Source organism: Thioalkalivibrio sp. ALMg3 (assembly GCF_000381225.1).
Classification (GTDB): Bacteria; Pseudomonadota; Gammaproteobacteria; order Ectothiorhodospirales; family Ectothiorhodospiraceae; genus Thioalkalivibrio; species Thioalkalivibrio versutus.
Genome location: NZ_KB906225.1, coordinates 73378 through 96339, shown reverse-complemented (window position 1 = coordinate 96339; position 22962 = coordinate 73378). Strand labels below are relative to the sequence as shown.

Below are 22962 nucleotides of genomic sequence, written 5' to 3'. Positions count from 1 at the left end.
CGGGGCTCGGCCGCTTTTGCGCGCGCACGGCGTTGCGGCTCCCTTGTGCAGAATGACTGCACGGCAGTCACCGCGCCTTGTTCGCACGCAAAAGCGACTCGAGCGCGAGCGTGTACATGAATCAGTGTTTCCCTAAGCCATGAGCGCGCTGGATACCCTGCTCGACCACCCGGCGCTCTGGCGCGGGCGCAGTGCTGCCCCGGCCACGGATGCCCCGGTCTGGCCCAGTGGCCATACGGAACTGGACCGGGCCCTGGGCGGCGGCTGGCCGCGCGGCCAGCTGATCGAACTGCTGGGGGCCCCGTTCGGCTGTGGCGAGACCCGGCTGCTGGTCCCCATGCTGGCCGCCTGCGGCCGCGACGGCTACTGGATCGCGGTGATCGCGCCCCCGGCCACGCCCTGGCTGCCGGGCTGGCAGACCCTCGGAATCCCGCCGGAGCGGGTCCTGCTGATCCACACCGAGCACGACCGCGACACCCTGTGGGCCGGCGAGCAGTGCCTGCGCGACCCGGCGTTCGGCGTCCTGCTCGCCTGGCTGCGCGGCCCCGTGGAGACGGCCCTGCTGCGCCGGTTGCGTCTGGCTGCCAGCGAGAGCCGGGCCTGCGCGATCCTGTACCGGCCACCAAACGCCGCGGCACAGCCTTCGCCGGCCCACCAGCGCCTGCGCTGGCAGCCCGCGGCCTCCGGCCTGGAACTGCACTGCCTGAAGGGGGCCGGCCACTGGGCCCGCTCCGGCCACCCCCTGCAGGTTCCCGAACCACCGGAGGCCTGAGATGGGCCAGCCTGCCCGTCCCTCGCGTGCGGCCACACACCCGGAGCCGGTCCGACAACAACTGAGCCTGCTTCCGGCCGCAGCCCTGCCCGCCCCCGCACCCCGGCCACCGGAGACGCAGACCGCCACCCGCGACGCCCGGCCGCGGCAGGAACACTGGATGGCAATCGACCTGCCACACCTTGCACTGGATGCGCTGGCCCGGACGGAGCCGGACCCCGGGCGGCTGCAGCGCCCTCTGCTGGTGGTGGAATCCGACCCTGCCCCCCGGGTGCACGCCGCCAACCGCGCCGCCCGCCAGGCGGGTGCCCGCCCCGGCATGGCGCTGGGGGATGCCCTGGCGGTGCTGGATACCCCGGAACTGGTCGAGCATGCCCCGGACACCCTGCAGGCCCAACTGGAGATGCTGGCCGGCGTACTGCTGCGGTTCTCCGATCACGTGCACCCGGAGCCGGAGGCACAGCGCATCCTGGTGGAGGTCGGGCGCAGCCGCCGCCTGTTCGGCGGCATCGAGGCCCTGCGCGACCAGGCGCGGGACACCCTGACCGAACTGGGCTTCCATCCCCGTATCGGACTGGCCCGCAGCCCCGCCGCCGCGCGCCTGCTGGCCCGCCTGCGCAACCCCGCGATCGCGGAAGACCCCGAGGCCCTGCGCCGCATCCTGTCCCCGGTTCCGCTGGAGGCCCTGCCACTGGCCGCCGCGACCCGCGAGGGCCTGCGCGCCGTGGGCCTGCGCCAATTGGGCGATCTGCTGCGCCTGTCGCGCCCCGAACTGGCCCGACGCCACGGACCGGAGTTGCTGGACCTGCTGGACCGACTGCTGGCGCGGCGCGCGGAGACCCTGCCCCGCTTTGCGCCACCCCCGGTGCTGGATCTGTCCCTGCGACTGGAGCACGAGATCCACGCCACGGCGACCCTGGCCTTCCCGCTCAAGCGGCTGCTGCGCCAGGCCGAGGCGCAGTTGCGCGGCCTGAACCGCAGCCTGCAGGGGATGACACTGGAACTGGCCCACCGCGAGGCGTATACCCGCATCTCACTGGAGCGCGGGCAGCCGGGCATTCGCACCGACGAGTGGCTGCCCCTGTGGCAGACCCGACTGGATCGCGAGACCCTGCCGGCGGCGGTGATCGGCCTGCGCCTGCAGGCACCCCGCTTGCTGGACCCACCGGCCCGGGGCGACAGTCTGCTCGCCGCAGACCCGGCGAGCAGACCACCGGCCGATCAGCTACCCGCCGTGCTGGCTCGCCTGCGCGCCCGGCTGGGCGAGCAGGCCGTCGCCCGTCTGATCAACCGCCGCACACCGAGACCGGAAGATGCCCAGCGGCCGCGACACGATCTCGCCACCACTCCGGCCCCCACCGCTTCAACCCCGGGCCAACGGGCCTGCGGAACTGCCCTCTGGCTACAGGGCCCCGAGCCCGCCGCGCCCCCCGACCAGCCCCAATGGCTGGGACGACTGGAAGACGGCTGGTGGGATCACGGCCAGGACGCGCGCCGCGACTACGCTTGCAGCCGCGACCGTCAGGGCCGCCGGCTCTGGCTGTACCGCTGCCTGCGCAGCGGCCAGTGGTATCGCCAGGGTTACTGGGGCTGAGGGGGGACCCCGCGTCAGCGGTGGTATTCGCCCGCGCGCTCCGGCTGGTACTCGACCTCCTCGATGCGCACGTGCATCTGCCCCCCGCCCGGGCGCGGCCACTCGATCTCGTCGCCCTCGGACAGGCCCAGCAGCGCACTGCCCACCGGCGCCAGGATCGACAGCGTGCCGCCACTCTCGTCCACATCACGTGGGTACACCAGTGTCATCGAAAACTCGTCGCCGGACTCGATCACCCGGAACCGGACCTTCGAGTTCATCGTCACCACCGAACCCGGAACCTCGTGCGAATCCACGACATCCGCGCGATCCAGTTCGGACTCGAGATCGGCCTTGCCGGGGAAACTGCCATCCGGAAGCGACTCCAGCAGCTTGTCCAGGCGCTCCATGTCCGTGGTGGAGACAATGATCTTCGGCTTGTTCACTTTCTTACTCCAGAATGCAGAACGCGCCTCCGGGGAGACGCGCCAGGCAAATAATATTCAGGGAATTTCCGGAAACCGGGAAACTTACTCGGGAGACTAGCCAAGACCCGGCAAAAAAGCTATAGCGCCCATCACCGTGCTCGTAAGCGGGAGCCGCACATAGGGAGACGCTGATTAATTCGCACGTCCGCGCTCGATCGATTTTGCTCGCTGACAAGGCGCGGTGAGCGAAGTGTAGCCGAGCTACATAAGCAAGCCGCAACGCGGTCAGCGGGCCCATTTTCGTCAACAACGGGCGGCCGAGCCCTCAAGGGGTTGGCGCCCCATTTTCCCCGATCCTGCGTTGCGGCGTTTGACCGTAGAGTGACTACGGCGCTGCGCACCGCGCCTTGTCTCGGAAAAAACGGGGCACCAACGCGGACGTGCGAATTAATCAGCGTCTCCCTGGCCTTTGCCTTGCGCCCTCACCGAGGCCAGGTCTCCCGCCACGCCGCGTAGCCCCCGCGCAGCACATGCGCATTGATACCCATCGTGCGCAGGCTGTCGGCCACGAGCTGGGACCGGCCGCGACCGCCACAGAACACCACGACGGGCTGGTCCGCATCCGCCATATGAGACTCGATACCGGCCTCTAGCTTGGGCCGCGGGATGTTGATCGCACCCGCGATCGTCCCCGCGGCCGCCTCCTCGGGCTGGCGCACATCCACCAGCAAAAACGGTTTCTCTTGCTCGAGCCAGCGCGCCACCTCCCCTGGTTCCAGATGCGGCAGGCTTTGTTCCAGCTCGCGAATACGCTTCTCGAAAAGACTCACAGGAGAACTCCGTTGGCTGCGTGAACCGCAAGTTTAGCGCGCGCCCGGGTCACAACGACGGACGTACCAGCAGCGGGACCACCCGAAGGGTGAACAGGACCAGCCCGACCAGCGCCGCCACCGCGCCCACCGTCGTCAACATCGCAACGCCCAGGATCCAGCCGAGCCCCATGCCCAGCACGGCCAGATGCACCAGGACCTGCGGCGTCCAGGCCCACAGCCAGCCACCGGCGATCGGGTGTCCGGTAAAGCGCGGCAGCATATGCTCGCCAAGCCCCATGATCAGCAACAGAAGAAAACCCAGGGTAAAGCCATGCAGCGCGGCCGGACGCGCCGCACCCTCGAGGAAGAACCCGCCCAGTGGCAACGCGGCACCCGCGATCAGCAGCCAGACCATCGCGCCCAGCACCGAGGCCCGGCTGGAGGCCGACAGCCCCAGCCCGACGTGCCGAGCAGCCTTCTGTGTGCGCTCCGGGGCCGCCCCCACCAACTCGGTCGCGGCCGTCCGATCCAGCAGCCCGATGTGCTTGAGCTCGCCATCGACCACCACGGCGGGGATCGACCGGATGCGCAGCCGGGTCGCCAGTTCGCGCCCCTCCGGCTGGCCCATGTCCACCACCGCGAAGTCGATCTGTTTATTCTCCGACACCTCGCGCCAGATGCGCTCGGCATCGTGGCAGGAGGCGCACCACTCGGATACCAGCAGTTCCACTTTCATGATCCCGCCCTTAGTCCGCGCAGCGCATGCAGTGGATCTCGTAGCGATCGACCCATTGCTTCAGACCGGCAATCGCCTCGGCCCCGGTATGTAGCCGCTCGAGCGCCTTTTCCGGATCGTCCGGGCGCATGACCACGACCCAGGCATCGGTATAGGGGGCCACGTTCACCAGCCCCGGATCGGCCTCCACGGCCGGATTGATGCGCTCGATGGTGCCGTCGAATGGCGTAGGGATGCCCCCCGCCCACTTGCCGGACTCCAGCCGCGCCACCGGCTTGCCCGCGGCGCGGTGCGAACCCGGCTTGCGAAAGCGGAAGTACTGCACCCGCCCCGCCATGGTCTGGGCGGGATCGGTAATCCCGAGGGTAAAGGTGCCGTCGTCCTCCGGACGGACCCAGACATAATCCAGGTCGTAGAACAGGTCGTCCGGCAGCTCGCAGCCGTTGTATTCCGTATGACTCATTACGCCCCCTTCGGACCATAGTGACGCACGGTGAGTGCAATGTTCAGCGCGAACAGGATCATCGCCCCCCAGGCCATCGCCCCGCCAACCGCGACGGTCGGGTTATGAAAGACCAGCCAGCCCGCGATCATCACCAGGAGCCCGAGATTGGCCAGCAGGAACTGCACATGGCCCAGGCGCTCGGAGAACAGCGAACGTCCGGAAAAGCGCGGCAACACATGCAGACCCACGCCATAGATCATCATGGTCACGAACCCCAGCAGCATCAGGTGGCCATGGATGCGCGGCACATTGCCGGGGATCAGGCCGGGATGGGCCAGCCAGAGGATGCCGAGCAGCCCGCCCAGCAGGGCATAGGCGAGGGCCGCGAGGATGAACATCCGGTTCCGAGGGTGCATCAAAAGCTCCAGGCCAGGTTTCGCACAGCATACTTTAAGCTATATTCAATTTACATTGATCGAGATCAAGACGGGGCGCGAGCGCTTCGGCGAAAGTCGCCTGCTTGTTGACCACTCTGCGAAGGTCCGATACCCCATGCACGCGCAACTCCACGAAAGTGTTCCCGGATTCCAGCAGCCCATCGAGTTGCTGCGGGCGTGCCATCGCCGAATCCTCAACTCTCTGGACATCCTCGAGCGCCTGCCCGCCCATTTGGCCGACAAAGGCGCCGACGAAGAGGCCCGAGGCGCCGCGCAACGGGTCCTGAACTACTTTCACGAGGCAGCGCCCAACCACCACGCGGACGAGGACCAGGACCTGTTCCCCGTGCTGCGCCAGCACTGTGGCCACCCCGAGAGTCATCCACAACTGTGCGAATGGCTGGACCGCCTGACCGCCGAACATGACGAGATCGAGGCCGGCTGGGATCGACTGGAGCCGGCCCTGCAACGCATCGCCGCGGGCCAGCCGGCGGACCTCGACGGGGCCGACGCCTGGATACGCCAATACCGCATCCACCTCGATCTGGAAGAGCGCGCCGTACTCCCCTTTGCCGAGCACCTGCTAAGCCCGGAAGACCGCCGCGCCATCGGTGCCGCCATGGCCGCACGCCGGGGCATCGCGAGCGCAGACCGTGGCTGATTTCGTACTCGACCTCCGCGGCCTGGCCGAGCATGCCCACACCCGCGCGTACTACACCCTGCGCGAACTGCGCAGCGGTCAGGTCTTCGAGGTCTGGCTGGATCAGGAACCGAAGATGCTGATGGACGCGGTCAGCCTGCAGCTGCGTCAGGCCATCCACTGGCGGGTGCTCGAAGACGGCCCGCCCTTATGGAAGCTCGTGGTACAACGCCGCGAGGACGTCGCCCCGGTGGACCTGGTCGACCTGCTGGAACGCGATCACCTGCGCATCGACCGCCTGTTCGCCAGCGCCCTGCACAAGGTCAACGCCGGCGACCTCGAAGGCGCAGCGCCGGAATTCCACGCCTATGTCGACGGCCTGCGTCGCCACGTGGAGGTGGAAAACGAACTGATCGTCCCCCTGCTGGACCTGCCCCGCAGCCCGAACGGCCAGGATCCCACCTCGATCATGCTGCGCGAGCACGACGAGATCCTGGAACAGACCGCGATGCTGGAACACGAATTCAGCGAAGGCGTGGACGAGGCCTGGGCCGTGGCCCCGTTCTTCGCCCTGATCTCCGGCGCGCTGGCCAAGCACGAGGGCCGCGAGGAACAGAACCTGTTCCCGCACTGGAGCCGCGCCCTGCGCGAACAGCCCGATGCCGCCGCCGAGTTGCTTGAACGCGCCCAGACCCTGCTAACGGCACCCGACCCGGCACCCCACAGCAACTGAGCGCCCCGCATGGGTGCGCGGCCGCCGCAGCCCGGCACTCGTGTCAATCCACGGCTTCCCGGGCGCGACGCGGCGCCGACAGGCGCGCCAGCGCCCAAAGCCCCAGCAACGGGCCAGGCAGCAACAGCCACAGGACCCAAACCCCGCCATCCGCCCATAACCAGCCGGTCAGCCAGATGCCCGGCAGGGTCAGCGCAAAGCCGATTGCATTCATCACGCTCAACGCGGAACCCACGGCATCCTCCGGCGCGCTGTCCGCGGCCAGCGCGGAGAACTGCGGCGAGTCCGCGATCACCGTGAGCCCCCACAGCGCCAGGAGGCCGAACAGCAACCAGGGCGACTGCCCCGCAAGCAGCGGGTACAGCAGACAGGCCAGGCCCGAGGTTGCCAGTGCCACCCGCGCCACACGCAGGCTTCCCAGGCCCCGACTCAGGCGACCGCCCCAGACACAGCCCGCCAGCCCCAACGCGATCACGCCAAAGGCCAGCCACGGAATCAGGGCCGCATCGGCCTCCATCCGTGCAAGCTCACGGGCGACCAGCAGAGGCACCAGCGTCCAGAACGCATACAGTTCCCAGCAGTGCCCGAAGTAGCCCCCGGCCACGGCGCGAAAATCCCGCCGTGCCAGGGCATGGAAGCCCTTCCCGAGCCCCGGCGTGCGCCCCGGTGGCGGCAGATGCGGGCCATCCCCCAGACGCAGGATCATCAGCGCGGCCAGCAGGGCCAGGCCCGAGGCCAGAAGCACGGGCACCGCCCACGGGAAATCGAGCGTGGCGCCACGCAGCAGATGCGGGAGCGCGGTCCCCAGGGTCAGCATTCCGAGCAGCCAGGACAGCGCCCAGCCCTTGTACTGCGGGGTCCAGCCGATTACCAGCTTCATGCCCAGCGGATAGACCCCGGCCAGTGCCAGCCCGACCAGAAAGCGCGTCAGCAGGGCCAGCTCCCAGACGCCGGCGAGCAGGATGAAGATGGCGTTGAGCCCGGCCCCGAAAAGCGCCGAAATGGCGAACACACGACTGGCGCGAAAGCGATCCGCCAGCCCCGTGGCGGCGACCGCCAGGGTCCCGGTGATGAAACCGAGCTGGGTGGCCATCGTGAGCCAGCCGATCTCGGCGGGCGACCACCCCAGTGCCTGCTGCAGCGACAGCCCGACCCCGTTGACCGAAAACCACAGTGACGTCCCGAACAGCTGCGCCACCACGATCACCGCCAGCGGATGGCGGCGGATCATGTCAGCCATCGAGGGATGCCGCCCCGAAAGACACCACGCGGCTCAACGACTGGCGCCGCGTATCCAGCGCTTCAGCAACGCGACCAGGGCACCCCCGGAGACCAGACCCAGTAGGTAGATTCCGACAATCAGCAGCGCCAGTGGCAGGGTTACGTACAGGGTGAGGAAGTTGAGCGTTACGAGACGCAGGTTCTGGATCGCAAAGATCGCAACCACCGCGACGAACACGATAATCAACAAGGTGTACAGGTAACGCATGGGACCTCCCTGGTCAGTCGGACATGCCTCTCAGGTTCCGGCGCCCCGCCGCGGGCGTCAACCAACCGGCCGGGCGGTGGGTTTCAGGCCTCGGCGTGGGTGCAGTGCCGCCGCACCGGACAGGCATCACAGCGCGGCCGTGGCCGGCAGCGCTCCTTGCCATGTTCCACGATCAGCGCATGCAGGTCGTTCAGCGCCGCCACATCCGGCCCCAGTGCCACCTCGACGTGCTCGCGCAGCGCATCGTACGGAGCCCGTGCCTGCGGCAGGTCCAGACGCTCGAACAACCGACGGGTATAGGCATCCACCACGAACACCGGGCGCTCGAAGGCGTACAGCACGATATCGTCGGCGGTCTCCGGCCCGACACCCTTGACCCCCAGCAGCGCCGCGCGCAGCGCGTCGGTGTCCAGCGCGGCCAGTCCCTCGATCCCGCCGGATGCCTCCAGGAAGGCCAGCAGATGGCGCAGGCGATCCGTCTTCACGTTGAAATAGCCACTGGGACGAATGTGTTCGGCCAACTCTTCCCGGCTCAGGGCCATCAAGCCCTCCGGCGACAGCGCGTCGATACCGCGCAAGTTGGCCAGCGCCTTCTCGACGTTGGTCCAGCTGGTGTTCTGCGTCAGCACCGCGCCGACCATCACCTCGAACGCAGTCTCCGCCGGCCACCACTGCAGGTCGCCGTACTCCGCGCGCAGGGCATCAAGGAGCTCGGGGATCCGCACAGGAGCTACCGCTGACGGCTACCGCCCGGTTTGCCACCGCCGCCCGAGCGGCCGCCGCCGGGTCGACCTCCCGCAGGCTTCGCGCCCCGGGAGCCGCCGCGCCCCGCGGGGGACGAAGACTTGCCCGGCTTCTTCGGCGGCGACGAACTCCAGCCGTCCTCGCGCGCCGCCCGGCTGTTGCGGGCCTTGCCCGCCGGCGCCGCCTTGCCGGGGCGTTGATCCCGCGGTTTGCCGCGCGGATCGCGTCGCGGGCCGCCGCGACCGCGCGTGCGCACGGAGTCGGGCACGGGCAGGTCTGCCGCCTCGTACAACCCGGCCACCTCGCGGGTCTCCAGATCCCGCACCGCACCGGTCTTCAGCCCGTGCCCGAGGACCACCGGCCCGTAGCGCACCCGGATCAGGCGGCTGACCGTGACCCCGACCGCATCCCACAGGCGGCGCACCAGCCGGTTGCGGCCTTCGCTGACCACCACATGAAACCAGTGATTGGCGCCTTCCCCACCCTGCTCTTCCAGACTGTCGAAACGGGCCGCGCCATCCTCCAGTTCCACGCCTTCGCGCAGCATGTCCTGGGTCGCCGGCGGCACCTCGCCCAGCACGCGCACCGCGTACTCGCGTTCCAGGGCCATGCTCGGGTGCATCAGCCGGTTGGCCAGTTCGCCATCGGTGGTGAACAGCAACAGGCCCGAGGTATTCAGGTCCAGCCGGCCCACGGCCACCCAGCGCTGCCCCTTCAACCGCGGCAGGCTGGCAAACACCGGCCGCCGCCCCTCGGGGTCCGAGCGGCTGCAGATCTCGCCCACCGGCTTGTGATACACGATCCACCGATGCGGATGCTCCGGGCGCCGCACGATGCGCCCGCGCACGCGGATCACGTCGTGCTCGTCGACCTGGTCGCCCAGCTTCACGGTGCGGTTGTTCACCTGCACCTCGCCGCGCTCGATCCAGCCCTCGATCTCGCGCCGCGAACCCAGCCCGCGCGCCGCCAGGACCTTCTGTACCCGCTCCGACATTCCCGGAACTCCAGCAACTCATTAAGATGGACGCCACGATACACCAACAGGACGTTGCCATGACCGATTCCGCGCCGGAAACCAAGCCCGTCAAGACACCGCTGAACATCGCCGTGCTCACCGTCTCCGACAGCCGCGAACTCGCGGAGGACCGTTCCGGCGACGCCCTGGTGGAACGCCTTGAAAGCGCCGGTCACCGGCTGGCCGAGCGCAAGATCGTGAAGGACGACATCTATGCCATCCGCGCCGAACTCTCGCGCTGGATCGCCGATCCCGCTATCGACGCGGTGCTGACCACCGGCGGCACCGGCATTACCGGCCGCGACGGCACCCCCGAGGCCGCCTCGGTCCTGCTGGACAAGACCATCGAGGGCTTCGGCGAGCTGTTCCGCATGCTCTCCTTCGACGAGATCGGAACCTCCAGCCTGCAGTCACGGGCCCTGTCCGGCGTTGCCAACGGCACCTACCTCTTCGTCCTGCCCGGCTCCACCGGCGCCTGCCGCACCGCCTGGGACCGCATCATCCAGGCCCAGCTCGACGACCGCACCATGCCCTGCAACCTCACCATGCTGATGCCGCGCCTGAAGGAAGTTTGACGAGACACGATCAATCCGGGGCCGGCCCGGACTCGTCGGGCGCGAAGCATACCGGCGAGGCGCGCTCGCCCGTTGGTTCCTCCTCGGCGCGTTCGGCGTCGAGGAGAGCGCCAAGGGCCGCCGCATGGCTGTGCTCGACGTCCCGGGTTGCGGTCAGCAGCGTCAGGCGGCCGCGACGGGAAAACCCCAGCAAGCGGCCCCAGGCCTCGGGCGCCGCTCCCAGTTCCGCCCGGTACCGGCGACAGAACTCGCGCCAGCGCTCCACATCGTGGCCGAACCAGCGTCGCAGGTCGGTGGACGGAGCGAGCGACTTTTCCCAGGCGTCCAGCAGGAGCGCCGACTTTTTCACCCCGCGCGGCCACAGGCGGTCGACCAGCACACGCGTCCCATCCCCGGGATCGACCGGGTCGTAGACGCGCCGGATCCGCACCCGTTCCATACGGCGATTACCGGTCCACGTGGGTCTGCAACCAGTACTCCAGCAGGGCCGCGTGCCAGAGCTTGGAGCCCTGGATGCGGGTGAAGTACTGATCGGGCGCATCCAGCAGCTTGTCGATGTAGGCCGGCTGATAGAGGCCCCGCTCGCGCGAGGCGCGCGAGGTGAGGATGTCGCGCATGAACTCGAGGAAATCGCCGCGCACGTACTTCAGTGCCGGCACCGGGAAGTAGCCCTTGGGCCGGTCCAGCACCGCGTCCGGTAGCCGGCCACGAGCGATGCGGCGCAGCACGTCCTTGCCGCCATCGCCCAGCTTCAGGTGCGGCGGCATCGCGGCGGCGGTCTCGACCAGCTCGTGGTCCAGAAACGGCACCCGCGCCTCCAGGCCGAAGGCCATGGTCATGTTGTCCACGCGCTTGACCGGGTCGTCCACGATCAGCGTGGTCACGTCGAGCGCCAGCACGGCGTCGATGAAGGAATCCGCGCGGTCGGTCTCCAGTTCGGCGAACTGCTCGCGCAACCAGTCACCAGTGACGTCGTTCGCCGGCGGGTGGCGCAGCATCTCGGCCATCTCCGGATGATCGCGGTCGAAGTAGTGGCGCCGGAAGCGTTCCACCCAGTCGCCATGGCGATCCTCCGCCATCTGCGGATACCAGAAGTAGCCACCGAACACCTCGTCGGCTCCCTGCCCCGACTGCACGACCTTCACATGCTGCGAGACCTGCTCCGAGAGCAGATAGAACGCGACCGCATCCTGGCCGAACATCGGCTCGGCCATGGCACCCACGGCCTCCGGCAACCGGGCCAGCACCTGGTCGTTGGGGATCAGCGTGGCCTGATGGTCGGTCGCGTAGCGCTCGGCGACGGGGTCGGAATACTCGAACTCGGAGCCCTTCTCCTCCGGCTGGTCTTCGAAGCCGACGGTAAAGGTCCGCAGGTCCTGGGCGCCCTCCTCCATCGCCAGCGCGACCAGCAGGGAGGAATCCAGCCCACCGGAGAGCAGCACGCCGACGGGCACATCGGCCACCTCCAGCCGCTTGCGCACCGCCTGGCGCAGCGAATGCTCGATGCGTTCCTGCCACTCGCCGTCCGATACCGGCTCGGCCGGGCGGTGTGCGTGCAGCGTCCAGTAGCGCTGCAACCGCTCCTGGCCCCGCGCGTCGATGCTCAGATAGTGCCCCGGCTCCAGCTTGCGGATGCCGCGCAGCACGGTGCGCGGCGCGGGCACCACCGCGTGCAGCGAGAACAGCATGTGCAGGGCCTCCGCATCCAGCTCGGTGTCCACGTCGCCGGCCGCCAGCAGCGCCTGGGTGTTGGAGGCGAAGCGGATGCCCTCGCCGACGCGGGCCAGGTACAGCGGCTTGATGCCCATGCGGTCACGCGCCAGCAACAGACGCTGGGCGTTGCCATCGAACAGTGCGAACGCGAACATCCCATGCAGTCGGGCGACGATGCCCTCGCCCCACTCGGCGTAGCCGCGCAGGATGACCTCGGTGTCGCCGGTGGAGAAGAAGCGGTGGCCACGTCCTTCCAGTTCGCTGCGCAGCGCACGGAAGTTGTAGATCGCCCCGTTGAACACCAGCGCAAGCCCGGTCTCCGGATCGAACATCGGCTGGTGCGCGCGCTGCGACAGGTCCAGGATCGACAGCCGCCGGTGGCCGAGGGCGACCCGACCAGAAGCCCACAGGCCGTCGGCATCCGGCCCGCGCCGTTCCAGACAGGGCAGCATGCGCGCGACCGCCTCGCCGCTCGCGCGCCGTTCACCCCAGACGAATTCTCCTGCGATCCCGCACATGATTGGTTCCTTGCTGGTTGGGACTTCTTGGGTTGTGCTTCGTGGCCATCGTCCGACGCGGGCGGGGCTTCGCGGGCGAACCCGCCCCCCAAGCGGCGATCAGGACGACTGCTCGGTTCGAAACGCCTGCTCCAGTGCGTCCATCAGGGACTGGCTGGCCGCGCCGGCTCGGTCGCGATCGGCATGCGTAATGTAGAACGGCACCGCATGCCGCGCCCCGGCCTCCAGATTCAGTTCGACCAGGCCTCCCGCGGCAAGATCCTCGGCGATCCGGTCCTCCGGCATCTAGGCGAAACCGATCCCGGAGCGCAGGATCTCGCAGGCCGTACCCATGTGCGACACCGTCCAGCGCTGGTCCGCCTCCACCCAGCCGCCCTCACCAGAGGCCTGGGCACCCGAGTCCCGCACCACGACCTGGCGGTGCGGCTGCAGATCGCGCCGGGTCAGCGGCGCTTCACCCTGCGCCAGGGGATGCGAAGGGTGCGCCACGCACACCATCGACAACTCGCCCAGGCAGGTCCCGAGGTAGCCGGATGGCAGTTCCGGACCCAGCAGGATGTCCACCGCCGCTTCGCGCAGCAGATCCGGCCCACCGCTCAGCACCACCTCGTGCAGCTGGATGCGAGTGGCCGGGTAGGCCCGTGAGAACCCCTCCAGGGCCCCGATCACTGGCGCCCGCGGCAGGAGCTGATCCACTGCCAACCGGATTTCGGATTCCACCCCGGCGGCCAGCGCACCGGCCAGGGTCTCGATCTCCGCCGCCTCTTCCAGCAGGTGGCCGGCCCGGCGCAACAGCGCCGCGCCGGCCGCGGTAAGCACCGCCTTGCGGCCCTTGATCTCGAAGACGTCGACGCCCAGCTGTTCTTCCAGCTTTTGCACCGCGTGGTTGATGCTCGACGGACTCTTGTGCACCCGTTCCGCAGCACGCGCAAAGCCCCCGGCGTCCACCACCGCCTGCAGCATGCGCCACTGTTCGAGAGTGACGCGGATCAAGCTACCCGCTCGCGCTGGTGCCCCGGGTTTCCCGAGACCTGGCGCGGCGCGCCACCGAACGTGAAGCTACCGGCCGGTTTTGGTCTGTCTCGGGTCGCAACACAGGGTCGGGAAGCCTGGGGCACCAACCCCACAAACCATTGAATGACGCGCCGCGGCCGCGTTTGCCTTCTAACGTTGGGCCCGCTGACGGCGTTGCGCCTCCCTTGTGCAGAGCGAAGGCATGGCAGTCGCTCTGCCGCGTCCGCGAGCACAATCGACTCGAGCACGAACGGGACCATTGATGCGCGCACCCCTAGTGTTCCTCGGGGCAGCCGCAGCCCGGATTGTGGGTCCGCGCATGCCATTCCTCGCGCATGCGGGCATAGGCCGCGCCGGTCAACAGGACCAGGTGTACGGTGGAGGGGTAGATCCGTCCGTCCAGGCGCAGGGTCTCGGTGAGTTCGGGGTCGCGGCCTTCCGGGATGTAGAAGAAGTCCACGCCCTCGCGCAGCTGATGCTTGCGCGCCTTGAACAGACGGAAGGCCGTGCCCTTGGGCACGCCGTTCCATGCATCGACCTGGCGCAGACTCAGGGTCGCATACCCGGCATGGATGATCGGCTCCGGCGTCGGCCCGGCCGCGGAACCTTCCTGGCCGTGAAACCGTCCCGCGCTACGAGGGTCTTCAACTGTATCGGTATCCATGCTGGCATTATGCCTGCGCGGACATCCCGGCTCATCAAGGACACCCAATGGAATTTCTTCAGGAATACGGACTTTTCGTCGCCAAGGCCGCCACGGCCGTCATCGCCGGGCTCATTGTGTTGAGTGCGATCGCCGGCCTGGTCGGCCGGTCGCGCGAGGGCAAGCCGGACCGGTTGAACGTCAAACGCCTGAACGATCGTTTCGAGCGGATGGAGAAGACCGTGCGCCGGGCGGTGGAGCGCCGCCGCGGGCGGGTGGAACGCCTGCGCCACTGGGCCGCACGCAAGCTGCCGCGCAAGGGGATGGGGGACTCGACCGCCACAACCGAAACCGAACAGACCGACAAGCTCGGTGGCACCCGTTCCGACCGCGAGGCGGATGCCGAACGCCCGCGCGTGTACGTCCTGCGCTTCGACGGTGATATCCGCGCCTCCAGCGTCGAGAGCCTGCGCGAGGAGGTCACCGCCATCCTCACCATGGCGCGACCGGAACAGGACCGCGCCATCGTCTGCCTGGAGAGCCCCGGCGGGCTGGTGCCCTCCTACGGGCTCGCGGCCGCCCAGCTGGCACGCCTGCGCGAAGCCGGGCTGGACCTGACCGTGGCGGTGGACCGCGTCGCCGCCAGCGGCGGCTACATGATGGCGGCGGTCGGTCACCGCATTGTCGCCGCGCCATTCGCGGTGCTCGGCTCGATTGGCGTGGTCGCCCAGATCCCCAACTTTCACCGCTGGTTGTCGCGCAACGATATCGACATCGAACTGCTGACCGCTGGCGAATACAAGCGCACCCTGACCATGCTTGGCGAGAACACCGACGAGGGCCGCAAGAAATTCCGCGAACAACTGGAAGAGGCCCACGAGCTGTTCAAGACCTTTCTCGCCCGCTACCGCCCGCAACTGGACCTGGACCAGGTCGCCACCGGCGAACACTGGTACGGCGAACAGGCCCGCGAGATGGGGCTGGCCGACGAACTGCGCACCAGCGACGATCTGCTGCTGGAGCTGACCCGCGAGGCGGACGTATTCGAGCTGACCTATCACCGCCCGCAGACCCTGGGCCGGCGTATCACCTTTGCGATGGAATCCATCCTCGAGCGCGTTTTGCGCAGCCAGGGGCCGGAAACCCGGATGTAAAGTCCACCTGCCGGGGAACGCTTTGGCGGGCGAGAACGTCAACCTCACACGATCTACTGCAACAATCGGAGTCCCTCATGAAACGAAACAACCACCCACTGACCCGTCTTCTGCTGATCCTGCTGGCCGCCGCCAGTCTCATGGCCACGCCGCTTGTGGCCGGCGCGGACGACAACCTGCCCTGGGGCTCGGCCGAAAAGATGGACCGGCAGTACGAACCCCGCAAGGTGGTCTACGACGTGTATACCAGCAGCCCCAGCGAGCTGGAGGGCGTACTGGACCGCGTGAGCATGCTGAACAACGTCTACGAGGCGGACCCGTTCGAATCGCACATCGTCCTGGTGCTGCACGGTGCCGAGGTCCCGTATTTCACTCGCGACGAGTTCGGCGAGCACGAGGAACTGATGCGCCGCGCCCGCTCGCTCACCCAGGCCGGCAATATCGAGTTCCGCATGTGCGAGGCCTCTGCGCGCCTGCGCGGCATCGACGTGGAAGACGTGCATGGCTTCGTGAACGTCGTACCGATGGCCGATGCCGAGATCATCGAACTGCAGCACGAAGGCTATCTGCTGATGCAGTAATCCTCGAGCGGTGTTCGGCCACCCAGGGCCGAACACCGTGCACGGGCGTCGTCCCACGACCCGATCACGCTTCCGCCGACCGGTCGCTGAAAATTCTGCATGGGTCGCCTACCTTTTCCGGACGTGCTGACGAAACCACCCGGTCGATCGTCGCCACTGGCTCGACGCACCCATTACTGCACGAGGACGTTGTCATGAAGAAGACGCTACTGACCGCTCTGTTGCCCCTGGCCCTGATCACGACCCCGGCGCTGGCCGCCGACGTACCCGGGATGATCGCCAAGGCCAGCCCGCATTCCGCCTCCGAGACCCTGGATCGGCTGGAGAATGCCCTGGAAGCCAACGATATCGGCGTCGCCTTGCGCTGGGACCACGCCGCCAAGGCGGACGGCGTGGATATCGAACTCGGCCCGACCGAACTCCTGATGTTCGGCAACCCGGCGCTCGGCAGCCACTTGTTCACCAGCCAGCAGACTGCCGGCATCGACCTGCCGATGAAGGCGCTGGCGTGGACCGACGCAGACGGCCAGACCTGGCTCGCCTACAACGATCCGGAATGGGTGGCCGAACGCCACGGCATCGACGACCGCGATGACATCCTCGATACCATGAGCAACGCGCTGGACAACCTGACCAACGCGGCAATCGCCGAGGACTGAGCATCTGCTCGATCCCCGCCGCACGGGCGCAGCCCTGCTGAGGTTCACTCGCGCCGGGCGGGCGATTGGTTATAGTGAGGCTTCCATCCTTTCCGGGAGCCGACGTGGATCGCCCGTCCCCTTCCAGCCAGACCTCACCCGACATCCGCGACCGGCCCATCCTCGGCTGGCGCGAATGGGTCGGCCTGCCCGACCTCGGCATCCCCGCGATCAAGTGCAAGGTCGATACCGGAGCCCGCAGTTCCGCGCTGCATACCTTCCAGATCGAACCCTTCACGCGTGATGACCACGAGTGGGTGCGCTTCGGCATTCACCCCCACCAGCATGATACCGAGACCGAAATGTGGTGCGAGGCGCCGGTGCTGGATGTCCGCAAGGTGACGGATTCCGGCGGGCACACCGGGGAGCGCTACTTCATCGCCACCCGGGTGCAACTCGGTGCCGTAGTACTGCCAGTTGAACTCTCCCTGACCAGCCGCGATACCATGCTCTTTCGCATGCTGCTCGGCCGCGAGGCCATGCGCGGTCGCTTTCTTGTCGACCCCCAGGCCTCGTTTGTCGCCAGCCACCGACCGCAAATCCCTACAGCCCAGCAGGCGCCTGAATGAAACTCGGCATCCTTTCGCGCAACAGCAAACTCTATTCCACCCGACGCCTGGTCGAGGCGGCCGAACAGCGCGGCCACGAGGTCCGTGTGGTGGATCCGTTGCGCTGCTACATGAACATCACCGCGCACAGCCCGCAGATCCACTACAAGGGCGACATCCTCGACCAGTTCAACGCGGTCATCCCGCGGATCGGGGCATCGATCACCTTCTACGGGACCGCAATCCTGCGCCAGTTCGAGATGATGAACGTCTACCCGCTGAACGAGTCGGTGGCCATCTCGCGTTCGCGCGACAAACTGCGCAGCCTGCAGCTGCTCTCGCGCCGCGGCATCGGCCTGCCGGTGACCGGGTTTGCCCACTCGCCGGACGACATCGATGACCTGCTGGCGACCGTGGGCGGCGCGCCCTGCGTGATCAAGCTGCTGGAAGGTACGCAGGGGCTGGGCGTGGTACTCGCCGAGACCAAGCAGGCGGCCGAGAGCGTGATCCAGGCCTTCATGGGCCTGAAGCAGCACATCCTGGTGCAGGAATACATCCAGGAGGCCAAGGGCTCGGATATCCGCTGCTTCGTGATCGGCGACAAGGTCGTCGCAGCGATGAAGCGCCAGGCCAAGGACGGCGAGTTCCGCTCCAACCTCCACCGTGGCGGCAGTGCCTCCCTGTGCCGCATCACCCCGGAAGAACGCGCCACCGCGGTACGCGCGGCCAAGGTCATGGGCCTGAACGTCTGTGGCGTGGATCTGCTGCGTTCCAATCACGGTGCGGTGGTGATGGAGGTGAACTCCTCACCCGGCCTGGAGGGCATCGAGAATGCCTCGGGCAAGGATGTGGCGGGCATGATCATCGAGTTCATCGAGAAGAACGCCAAGCCCAACCGGACGAAGACCAAAGGGAGCGGCTAGTGTCCTTGAGTCGCAGGGCTACACTTCACTCGCAGCGGGTGGACCGCACGCAAGAGCGACCCGCGCGGGCGTATGCACATTGTTCGGTGGCTCCCTGATGCCCGGCATACCCCAGTCACTGCGCAACAAGCCGATCACCATTGGTGGCACCACCGTCCGCCCCGGCGAACGGCGCACGGTGGAGCTGGAACTGGGAGCGCTGTACACCCACACCCCGACCAACATGCCGGTACAAGTGCTGTGCGGTCGGCGCAAAGGGCCCGTGCTGTTTGTCAGCGCCGCCATCCACGGCGACGAGATCAACGGCGTCGAGATCATCCGCCGCCTGCTAAAAGTCCCCGCCCTGCGGCGCATGAAGGGAACCCTGATTGCCATCCCTGTGGTCAACATGCACGGCTTCATCAACCAGAGCCGCTACCTGCCCGACCGGCGTGACCTGAACCGCTGTTTCCCCGGCTCGCAGAAGGGCTCACTGGGGGCTCGCGTTGCGCGCCTGTTCATGCGCGAAATCGTGCAGAACAGTACCCATGGCATCGACCTGCACACCGGCGCCATCCACCGCTCCAACCTGCCGCAGATCCGCGCCAACCTCGATCACGCCGAGACCCTCGATCTGGCGCGCGCCTTCGGGGCCCCGGTGATTCTCAACTCGGCCCTGCGCGACGGCTCCCTGCGCGAGGCCGCCGCGGAACGGGAAGTCCCCATCCTGCTGTACGAGGCCGGCGAGGCCCTGCGCTTCGACGAGCTCTCCATCCGCGGCGGGGTGCACGGCATCATCGAGGTGATGCGCCATCTGGGCATGCTGCCGGCCGTACGCCGGCGCCCGCGCAAGGAACCCATCATGGCGCGCACCAGCGGCTGGGTCCGCGCGCCCCAAAGCGGCATCCTGCGCACCTTCGTGCGCCACGGGGACCGCGTGGTCCGCGACCAGACCCGCCTGGCGATCATCTCCGACCCGTTTGGCGAAACCGAAACCGAGATCCTCGCCCCGGCCTCCGGCATCATCATTGGTCAGCTCAACCTGCCGCTGATCAACGAAGGGGACGCACTGTTCCACATCGCCCAGTTCAACCGTACGGACCTCGCCGTGGAACGCCTGGAGACCTTTCAGGAAAACCTGGAGGCCAGCGACTACCCCTACGCCGATCAGCAGCGGCTCGAGACACCCTGAAGGAGACGCCGAGGGACACGCCGGGCGCGGCCCTTGCGCCGGCCATCCGGCTCAGTGGCCGATGTCCTCGTGCCACAGCTCGGGGTGCGTCTCGATAAACGCACGCATCAGTTCGCGGCAGCCCGGGTCCTGGACCACGTCCACCTGGATGCCGTGACCGCGCAACCACGCCTCCTCCCCCAGGAACGACTCGTTCTCCCCGATCACCACTCGCGGAATACCGTAGAGGACGATCGCGCCGCTACACATCGCGCAGGGCGAGAGCGTGGTGTAGAGCGTGCATTCGCGATACACCTGCGCCGGCTGCCGGCCAGCGTTCTCCAGCGCATCCATCTCCGCATGCAGGATCGCGCTGCCCTGCTGCACCCGCCGGTTGTGCCCGCGCCCAATCACCTCGCCCCGGTGCACCAGCACCGACCCGATCGGGATCCCCTCCTCGCCCAGCCCCGTACGCGCTTCGTCGAGCGCCATTTCCAGAAACGGATCCATCGTCGTCACCCAGTTGTCGCAACGAATTCAGGCTGACGGTAGCTGATGTGGCATTGCAAGATCGAGTCCGCCCCACGCGTGAGACGCCGATGGAGCGGGCGTCAGATGTGGGCGCTGAACTGGCCCCGCCGCGGCAGGCCGAGCAGATGGAGGAAATCCGTTTCGCGCAGCCGGACGAGCGACTCGTGATCGCCAGCCTCGAAATACACGTTGCGCTGTTCCAGCACGCTGTCATCAAGCAGGGTTTCAAGCCCGTAAGCGGCGCCCAGAGCGGGGATTGCGCCGCGTTCGCAGTCAGCAAAGACGCTGGCCACCTCGTCCTCGGTAGCCAGGCCCACGTGCTCGCCCAACAACCGGTGCAACTGCCCCAGTTTTACGCGGCGCGTGGCCGGCACGACGGCCAATCGGTACTGTCCATCCTCCTCGACCAGCAACACCGCCTTGGCCACGGCGTCGCCCGGCACATGGGCCGCCTCGGCCGTGCGGCTGGCCGAATTCGAATGCGGATGGGGCACCAGCTGGTAGGCCACCGCATGTTCGGCCAGAAAGTTGTTCAGGGTCCCGGGGATACTCATGGCGCACGCTCCGCAGTGTCTTCCTTCGACTATAGACCCCACCGGGATCGCCTACGTCTGCACGGATCCAGCAGGTCGGTACAATCAAGCATATGACTGCCTTTTCCGTACTCGACCTGGCCCCGATCACCGCTGACGGGGATGCCACCCACGCCTTGCACAACACCCTCGATCTTGCGCAACACGCCGAGGCCCTCGGCTTCCAGCGCTACTGGCTGGCGGAACACCACAACATGCCCGGCATCGCCAGCGCAGCCACGGCGGTGGTGATCGGCCAGGTGGCAGCCGCCACACAGCGCATTCGGGTGGGTGCCGGGGGCATCATGCTGCCCAACCACGCCCCGCTGGTGGTCGCCGAACAGTTCGGCACCCTGAACGCGCTGTACCCGGGCCGCATCGACCTCGGGCTGGGGCGCGCACCCGGCACCGACCCGACCACCGCGCGCGCCCTGCGCCGGGCCCCGGATATCGACCCCGACCAGTTCCCGCGTGACGTCGCCGAGGTGCTGGGCTATTTCGACGACCCCCAGCCGGACCAGGTAATTCGCGCCATCCCCGGCGCCGGCCAGCACGTACCCGTCTGGATTCTCGGTTCCAGCCTGTTCGGTGCCCAGCTGGCCGCGCAGATGGGCCTGCCGTATGCCTTTGCCTCGCACTTCGCGCCCGGGCATCTGATGAATGCACTGGAGCTGTATCGCAGCCAGTTCCGGCCGTCCGCATGGCTGGATCGCCCCTACGCCATGCTCGGCTACAACGTGTATGCCGCCGACACCGACGCCGCGGCGCGAACCCTGGCCAGTTCCATGGAACAGGCCTTTGTCAGCCTGCGGCGGGGTCGCCCCGAACCGATCCAGCCGCCGATCGAGGGCTACCGCGAACGCCTCGACCGCGCCGAACGCGCGATCGTCGAACAGACGATGGCCTGTTCCGCGATTGGCGCGCCGGACACGGTGGAAACCGAGATCCGCCAGTTTCTCGACCAGACTGGCGCCGACGAATTGATCGTGACCACCTCCACCTTTGACCATGCGGCGCGCCGGCGCTCGCTGGAACTAACGGCGGAGGTGCGCGACCGAATCACCATGTGAAAACCGGACCACCTGTTCACCCGACCGAAATGGGGCCCTATGCTTGAGGCAACGGCCGGAGTGGCCGAGCCCATTCAGAAACAGGGGGACACATGCGCGTCAAGGTCCACGGCATCACCATCGAATGCATCACCGGCAATATCGCCGCCCAGCGCGACATGGACGCGGTCGTCAATGCCGCCAACGCCTGGCTGCGGCCCGGCGGCGGCGTGGCCGGGGCCATCCACCACGCCGCGGGGCCCGGTCTGGAGCGTGAATGCCAGCCCCTGGCCCCGATTGAACCCGGCCAGGCCGTACTGACCGGCGCCCACAACCTGCCCAATCGCTTCGTAATCCACTGCCTGGGACCGGTCTACGGGCACGACGAACCGGCCAGCCGGTTGCTGGCTGCCTGCTATCGCAACGCCCTCACCCGCGCCGAAGAAGCCGGGGCCTACAGCATCGCATTTCCCGCGCTGTCCACCGGGGCCTTCGGCTATCCCGTCGAGGAAGCCGCCCGCATCGCCCTGGAAACCGTGATCGCCGCCACGCCCCGGCTGGATGCCGTCGGCCATGTCCGCTTCGTGCTGCATACCGAGGGCGATCTGGAGATCCATACCCGCATCCTTGGCGAACTGACGCCATGATCACCGCCGTTCCCACGGCTTCACACCTCCACGAGCTCCACGCATGAATCCGCCGCGCAAGATGCCCGTGCAGTTGATCCCGGTCGAGGAGGTGGTCCGCCGCGCCGACGACCTGGCACGCCAGATACGGGCCAGCGACTTTCGGCCGGACACGATCGTAGCCATCACCCGCGGCGGGTTCATGCCCGCGCGATTCTTGTGCGACTTCCTCCGAGTGCACAAGCTGCTCAGCCTCAAGGTCGAGCACTACACCTCGGGCGCGCGCGAACAGCAGCGAGCGGCCGTTACCATCCCGCTGGCCGGGGATGTGCGCGGCGAACGGGTCCTGCTGGTCGACGACGTCAACGACTCCGGCGACACCCTGGTGGCCGCCCGCCCCCATCTGGAGGGCTTCCAACCGGCCGCCGTGCGCACCGCCGTGCTGCATGAAAAGGCCAGCACCCAGTGCCCCGCCGATCTCCACAGTCAGGCCGTGCAGGAGTGGCGCTGGATCCTCTACCCCTGGGCCGTCATCGAAGATGTCGGCCAGTTCGCCCGCGAAATGGACCCGCCCCCGACCACCGCCACCGAGCTGCGCACGCGTCTGCAGCAGGACTACGGCCTCGAGCTCGACGCGGCCCAGTTGGACCGCGTAATCCGCTACAACGACCTGCCCTTTTCCGCGTAGGACGACGCGGACCGGGATCCGCCCGGGTTGGCAATCGGGTTCGGGGAACGGATGATATGGACCCGGCCCGGTCACCCCGGGTCACGAAACCCGATCCAACCCAACGGGCCCTTCCACCCGGCCCGGTCACCCCGGGTCACGAAACCCGATCCAAC

Annotated in this window: 28 protein-coding genes and 1 pseudogene; 14 read left to right on the top strand and 15 right to left on the bottom strand. The window is 67.8% G+C overall.

Annotated features, from left to right (window positions below; genetic code table 11):
• Positions 1-139 precede the first annotated feature (139 nt).
• On the top strand, positions 140-772 hold the full coding sequence (gene imuA / locus F622_RS0108675) for a translesion DNA synthesis-associated protein ImuA (protein WP_019571732.1): 633 nt from the start codon (positions 140-142) through the stop codon (positions 770-772).
• Positions 773-932: 160 nt separating this feature from the next.
• Complete coding sequence (locus F622_RS0108670; RefSeq protein WP_019571731.1) at positions 933-2366, top strand: DNA polymerase Y family protein; 1434 nt, start codon at positions 933-935, stop codon at positions 2364-2366.
• Positions 2367-2380: 14 nt separating this feature from the next.
• Here F622_RS0108670 and rnk read toward each other — a convergent pair whose 3' ends face one another.
• The 5 genes from rnk to F622_RS0108645 form a co-directional block, all read right to left on the bottom strand.
• Entirely contained in the window at positions 2381-2791 is a 411-nt protein-coding gene (gene rnk, locus F622_RS0108665) for a nucleoside diphosphate kinase regulator (RefSeq protein ID WP_018144175.1), read from the bottom strand.
• A 464-nt stretch (positions 2792-3255) separates the two neighbouring features.
• The gene (locus F622_RS0108660; protein ID WP_019571730.1) at positions 3256-3603 is read right to left on the bottom strand and encodes a rhodanese-like domain-containing protein; all 348 of its coding nucleotides are present in this window, start codon (positions 3601-3603) and stop codon (positions 3256-3258) included.
• 49 nt (positions 3604-3652) lie between these two features.
• The gene (locus F622_RS0108655; protein WP_026331557.1) at positions 3653-4321 is read right to left on the bottom strand and encodes a thioredoxin family protein; all 669 of its coding nucleotides are present in this window, start codon (positions 4319-4321) and stop codon (positions 3653-3655) included.
• 10 nt (positions 4322-4331) lie between these two features.
• Complete coding sequence (locus tag F622_RS0108650; RefSeq protein ID WP_018950395.1) at positions 4332-4784, bottom strand: glycine cleavage system protein H; 453 nt, start codon at positions 4782-4784, stop codon at positions 4332-4334.
• Positions 4784-5182 (bottom strand): hypothetical protein, encoded by a 399-nt coding sequence (locus F622_RS0108645; RefSeq protein ID WP_026182008.1) that lies wholly within the window; start codon positions 5180-5182, stop codon positions 4784-4786. The genes F622_RS0108650 and F622_RS0108645 overlap by 1 nt, the downstream gene beginning before the upstream one ends.
• 55 nt (positions 5183-5237) lie before the next feature.
• On the opposite strand from F622_RS0108645, the gene F622_RS0108640 reads away from it, so the two are divergent.
• Both F622_RS0108640 and F622_RS0108635 read left to right on the top strand, forming a co-directional pair.
• Positions 5238-5864, top strand: a complete 627-nt coding sequence (locus F622_RS0108640; RefSeq protein WP_018175768.1) for a hemerythrin domain-containing protein — start codon at positions 5238-5240, stop codon at positions 5862-5864.
• Positions 5857-6576, top strand: coding sequence for a hemerythrin domain-containing protein (locus F622_RS0108635; protein WP_019571728.1), 720 nt, complete (start codon positions 5857-5859; stop codon positions 6574-6576). The genes F622_RS0108640 and F622_RS0108635 overlap by 8 nt, the downstream gene beginning before the upstream one ends.
• Positions 6577-6619: 43 nt before the next feature.
• Here F622_RS0108635 and F622_RS0108630 read toward each other — a convergent pair whose 3' ends face one another.
• The 4 genes from F622_RS0108630 to rluB form a co-directional block, all read right to left on the bottom strand.
• On the bottom strand, positions 6620-7807 hold the full coding sequence (locus F622_RS0108630) for a nitrate/nitrite transporter (RefSeq protein ID WP_019571727.1): 1188 nt from the start codon (positions 7805-7807) through the stop codon (positions 6620-6622).
• Between the two features lie 42 nt (positions 7808-7849).
• Positions 7850-8065: a lipopolysaccharide assembly protein LapA domain-containing protein gene (locus F622_RS0108625; RefSeq protein ID WP_018144183.1), complete on the bottom strand. Its 216-nt coding sequence runs from the start codon at positions 8063-8065 to the stop codon at positions 7850-7852.
• A gap of 83 nt (positions 8066-8148) precedes the next feature.
• The gene (locus F622_RS0108620; RefSeq protein WP_019571726.1) at positions 8149-8790 is read right to left on the bottom strand and encodes an endonuclease III domain-containing protein; all 642 of its coding nucleotides are present in this window, start codon (positions 8788-8790) and stop codon (positions 8149-8151) included.
• A 5-nt stretch (positions 8791-8795) separates the two neighbouring features.
• The gene (rluB, locus tag F622_RS0108615; protein WP_019571725.1) at positions 8796-9803 is read right to left on the bottom strand and encodes a 23S rRNA pseudouridine(2605) synthase RluB; all 1008 of its coding nucleotides are present in this window, start codon (positions 9801-9803) and stop codon (positions 8796-8798) included.
• Positions 9804-9862: 59 nt separating this feature from the next.
• On the opposite strand from rluB, the gene moaB reads away from it, so the two are divergent.
• Positions 9863-10399, top strand: coding sequence for a molybdenum cofactor biosynthesis protein B (moaB, locus tag F622_RS0108610; protein ID WP_019571724.1), 537 nt, complete (start codon positions 9863-9865; stop codon positions 10397-10399).
• Positions 10400-10409: 10 nt separating this feature from the next.
• Here moaB and F622_RS0108605 read toward each other — a convergent pair whose 3' ends face one another.
• From F622_RS0108605 to F622_RS0108590, 4 genes and pseudogenes are all read right to left on the bottom strand, one after another.
• On the bottom strand, positions 10410-10838 hold the full coding sequence (locus F622_RS0108605; protein ID WP_019571723.1) for a DUF488 domain-containing protein: 429 nt from the start codon (positions 10836-10838) through the stop codon (positions 10410-10412).
• A 7-nt stretch (positions 10839-10845) separates the two neighbouring features.
• The gene (locus tag F622_RS0108600) at positions 10846-12630 is read right to left on the bottom strand and encodes an N-acetylglutaminylglutamine amidotransferase (RefSeq protein ID WP_019571722.1); all 1785 of its coding nucleotides are present in this window, start codon (positions 12628-12630) and stop codon (positions 10846-10848) included.
• A gap of 99 nt (positions 12631-12729) precedes the next feature.
• Positions 12730-13623: pseudogene (locus tag F622_RS13425) on the bottom strand (LysR family transcriptional regulator).
• Between the two features lie 295 nt (positions 13624-13918).
• Complete coding sequence (locus tag F622_RS0108590; RefSeq protein ID WP_018144190.1) at positions 13919-14308, bottom strand: hypothetical protein; 390 nt, start codon at positions 14306-14308, stop codon at positions 13919-13921.
• A gap of 47 nt (positions 14309-14355) precedes the next feature.
• On the opposite strand from F622_RS0108590, the gene sohB reads away from it, so the two are divergent.
• The 6 genes from sohB to F622_RS0108560 all read left to right on the top strand — a co-directional run bounded on the left by sohB (position 14356) and on the right by F622_RS0108560 (position 19362).
• Positions 14356-15441, top strand: a complete 1086-nt coding sequence (gene sohB, locus F622_RS0108585) for a protease SohB (protein WP_019571719.1) — start codon at positions 14356-14358, stop codon at positions 15439-15441.
• A 77-nt stretch (positions 15442-15518) separates the two neighbouring features.
• Positions 15519-16022, top strand: a complete 504-nt coding sequence (locus tag F622_RS0108580; RefSeq protein WP_019568639.1) for a DsrE family protein — start codon at positions 15519-15521, stop codon at positions 16020-16022.
• 194 nt (positions 16023-16216) lie between these two features.
• Entirely contained in the window at positions 16217-16681 is a 465-nt protein-coding gene (locus F622_RS0108575; RefSeq protein WP_019571718.1) for a DUF302 domain-containing protein, read from the top strand.
• A 104-nt stretch (positions 16682-16785) separates the two neighbouring features.
• Positions 16786-17289, top strand: a complete 504-nt coding sequence (locus F622_RS0108570; protein WP_019568637.1) for an ATP-dependent zinc protease — start codon at positions 16786-16788, stop codon at positions 17287-17289.
• Positions 17286-18191: a 30S ribosomal protein S6--L-glutamate ligase gene (gene rimK, locus F622_RS0108565; RefSeq protein ID WP_018144195.1), complete on the top strand. Its 906-nt coding sequence runs from the start codon at positions 17286-17288 to the stop codon at positions 18189-18191. Before F622_RS0108570 ends, rimK begins: the two co-directional genes overlap by 4 nt.
• Before the next feature lie 97 nt (positions 18192-18288).
• Complete coding sequence (locus F622_RS0108560) at positions 18289-19362, top strand: succinylglutamate desuccinylase/aspartoacylase family protein (protein WP_038038162.1); 1074 nt, start codon at positions 18289-18291, stop codon at positions 19360-19362.
• Positions 19363-19413: 51 nt separating this feature from the next.
• On the opposite strand, the gene F622_RS0108555 is transcribed toward F622_RS0108560, so the two are convergent.
• Together F622_RS0108555 and F622_RS0108550 are read right to left on the bottom strand one after the other, a co-directional pair.
• Complete coding sequence (locus tag F622_RS0108555) at positions 19414-19851, bottom strand: nucleoside deaminase (protein WP_019571715.1); 438 nt, start codon at positions 19849-19851, stop codon at positions 19414-19416.
• A gap of 101 nt (positions 19852-19952) precedes the next feature.
• On the bottom strand, positions 19953-20426 hold the full coding sequence (locus tag F622_RS0108550) for an aminoacyl-tRNA deacylase (RefSeq protein WP_018950817.1): 474 nt from the start codon (positions 20424-20426) through the stop codon (positions 19953-19955).
• 92 nt (positions 20427-20518) lie between these two features.
• Between F622_RS0108550 and F622_RS0108545 the strand changes: the two genes are divergently transcribed.
• From F622_RS0108545 to F622_RS0108535, 3 genes are all read left to right on the top strand, one after another.
• Positions 20519-21514 carry an LLM class flavin-dependent oxidoreductase gene (locus F622_RS0108545; protein ID WP_019568634.1) on the top strand — a complete coding sequence of 332 codons (996 nt, stop codon included), beginning with the start codon at positions 20519-20521 and terminating at the stop codon, positions 21512-21514.
• A gap of 92 nt (positions 21515-21606) precedes the next feature.
• A complete protein-coding gene (locus F622_RS0108540; RefSeq protein WP_019571714.1) occupies positions 21607-22140 on the top strand; it encodes a macro domain-containing protein in 534 nt (177 codons plus the stop codon).
• 43 nt (positions 22141-22183) lie between these two features.
• On the top strand, positions 22184-22807 hold the full coding sequence (locus F622_RS0108535; RefSeq protein ID WP_019571713.1) for a phosphoribosyltransferase: 624 nt from the start codon (positions 22184-22186) through the stop codon (positions 22805-22807).
• The last annotated feature ends 155 nt before the right edge of the window (positions 22808-22962 follow it).